At 74.2% G+C, this 2,563-nt stretch carries 3 protein-coding genes; 1 reads left to right on the top strand and 2 read right to left on the bottom strand.

Features of this window, described 5'->3' with window-relative positions; all coding sequences use genetic code 11:
* Window positions 1-993 (top strand): hypothetical protein (locus PYV61_RS23950; protein WP_275836393.1); only part of this gene is annotated, 993 nt, incomplete at its 5' end.
* A 68-nt stretch (window positions 994-1,061) separates the two neighbouring features.
* Here the strand turns inward: PYV61_RS23950 and PYV61_RS23945 are convergent.
* Both PYV61_RS23945 and PYV61_RS23940 read right to left on the bottom strand, forming a co-directional pair.
* Window positions 1,062-1,451 (bottom strand): carboxymuconolactone decarboxylase family protein, encoded by a 390-nt coding sequence (locus PYV61_RS23945; protein ID WP_275836392.1) that lies wholly within the window; start codon window positions 1,449-1,451, stop codon window positions 1,062-1,064.
* Window positions 1,451-2,059, bottom strand: coding sequence for a hypothetical protein (locus tag PYV61_RS23940; protein WP_275836391.1), 609 nt, complete (start codon window positions 2,057-2,059; stop codon window positions 1,451-1,453). The genes PYV61_RS23945 and PYV61_RS23940 overlap by 1 nt, the downstream gene beginning before the upstream one ends.
* Window positions 2,060-2,563 lie beyond the last annotated feature (504 nt).

Raw genomic sequence — 2,563 nt, 5'->3', positions numbered from 1 at the left:
GGCCAGACGCGCGCCGCCGCCGGCGGCGAGGTCGCCGCGGCGGCCGCCGCGGCCGCGCCCGCCGAGGACCCCGGCGCGGCGACCCGCCAGCCGAACGAGCTGGGGCGGATCCCGGTGCTCGAGTACCACCTGATCGTCCCGCAGGAGACCAACGAGTTCACCCGCACCCCGCAGCGGCTCCGGCAGGACCTCGAGGAGCTCTACAAGCGCGGGTACCGCCCGGTGAACATGACCGACGTCCTGGACAAGAAGATCCAGAGCCTGCCGAAGGGGATCTCGCCGGTCGTCCTCGTGTTCGACGACGCCTCGCCGTCGCAGTTCCGCTACCTGGAGCGCGGCGGGAAGCTGGTGATCGACCCGACGAGCGCGGTCGGCATCCTCGAGGACTTCTCGGCGAAGCACGCCGACTGGCCGCGCAAGGCGGTGTTCTGCATGCTGCCGGCGGCGCAGGTCGGGCGCTCGTTCTTCGGCGACAAGGGGATCGAGGGGCAGAAGACCGAGTGGCGCTTCCCCAAGCTCCAGTTCCTGCACAAGCAGGGCTACGAGCTGTGCAACCACACCCTCTACCACGCGCGCCTCGACCGGGCCGGGGAGAAGGTGCAGGAGTTCATCGCCCGCGGCGACATGGCGATCGACTCGGCGATCCCGGGCTACAAGGTGCGCACCTTCGCCCTGCCGCTCGGCATGTGGCCGAAGCAGCGCAACCTGGCGTGGGCCGGCAGCTGGACCGACCCCAAGTCGAAGAAGACGGTCCGCTACGACTACGACGCCGTGCTGGAGGTGTCGGGGAACCCGAACGAGAGCCCGTACGACCCGGCCTGGAACAAGAACAGCGTCAACCGCCAGATCATGTTCAAGAACGCGCTGGAGGCGACGCTGAACCGGCTCGACAAGGAGGGGCCGGCGGGGCGGTACGTGTCGGACGGGGATCCGAAGACGGTCGCGCGGCCGGCGGCGGTGACGCCGGTGCAGGCCAAGGCGAAGGGGGAGTGAGCCTGCGACCTGCGACCTGCGACCTGCGACCGGGTGCTCTCGCAGGTCGCAGGTCGCAGGTCGTAGGATCAGCTCTTCTTCTCCACCTCGCTCCACCGGTCGACCGCGCGCCGGAAGTGCGGAATGACGATGGAGCCCCCCACGATCAGCGCGACGGACATGGCCTCGAAGGCCTCGGCGCGCGTGACGCCCTCCTCGCGGCAGCGGATCACGTGGTAGGTGATGCAGTCGTCGCAGCGCAGCACGAGCGAGGCGACGAGGCCGAGGAGCTCCTTCGTCTTCACGTCGAGGGCGCCCGCCTCGTAGGCGCGGCCGTCGAGGGCGAAGAAGCGGTTCACGACGAGGTTGTTCTCGCCGAGGATCTCGGCGTTCATGCGCTCGCGGAAGCGGCGGAACTCCTCGAGCGAGCCCGGGGCCTCGTCGGCCGGGGCGGCGTGGTTCGGATGGTCGGGGCTCATCAGAGCTTCCAGCCGCGGAGGGTGTCGAGGGCGTGCTCCAGCGCCGCGCGCTGCTCGGGGCGCGTGGCGTCGGCGAGCAGCTCCTCGTAGGTGGCGATGGCGAGGACGAGCGCCTCGTCGTCGTGTTCGGCGCCGGCCAGCGACGCCGCGTTGTCGGCGAGCAGCGCCTTGGCCAGCTGGTCGTCGGGGAAGCGCCTGGTGACCTGCTGCCAGCGCGCGGTGCGCTGGCGCGGGTCGGACTCGGTGAGCGCCCAGAGGTGCCAGGCGCCGCGGTTCGTGTGGTCGGCGGCGATGGCGCGGGTGGCCAGCTCGCCGACGACGTCGGGGCCGCGGCCGTGCAGCCAGTAGGCGTTGCCGAGGACGACGAGGGCGCGCGCGTCGTCGGGGCGCTGGGCGACCACGCGCTCGTAGAGCGGGCCGGCGATCTCGGGGATCTGCGCGAACGGCGCGGCGGCGGCGATGAGCGCGTCGGCGTCGGCGTCGGGGCCGTCGGCCAGCTCGGCGAGGCGGGTGTGGAGCGCGACGACGTCGCGCTGCTCCTCGTAGCGCGCGGCGGCGTCGGCGACGGCGGCGGCGAGCGGCGACGGGGGGGTCGGGGTGTCGGGCATCCGGGAAAGCTAGCGGCGCACGGGAGGGGCGCGGGCGGCGGGGCACGCGACTCGCATGGCCCCGCGGCGTGACGGCGGATCGACGGAGGGCCAGTTGCGCGGCGTCGCGCCACCGTTCACATTCGTAGCGCCACGGGCAGGGCGGGCCGAAGCGGTCCGCCCCCGCGGGGCCCGGCGACGGTTCGCGACGCGTCGCCGCCCCGCACTCGCTCCCGCGCCGACGCGGCGCCGCGCAGGGCTCTCTCCGCTCCCCGCGCGACCGGACGCGTCGTCGCCACTCGGTGACCGGCACGCGCGTGCCTCGTCCGCGCTCCGAGTGACGCCCGCGGCGTGCAGGCAACGCTGCCCCCCCGTTCGCGCGTGCGCACTGGCGCGGCGCGACGGCGGGCGGCGGACACGACGACCGGCCCGCCCGGCGCGCGTTCGAGCGCGCGGCGCGCGCCGGCGGATGGAGATCGAGACCGCCGCCGGCGGCGGCGCCCGCCGCGACGCCCGCCGCGGGGC

Source organism: Roseisolibacter sp. H3M3-2 (assembly GCF_029211165.1).
Lineage (GTDB): Bacteria > Gemmatimonadota > Gemmatimonadetes > Gemmatimonadales > Gemmatimonadaceae > Roseisolibacter.
This window is presented reverse-complemented; position numbering and strand designations above follow the sequence as displayed.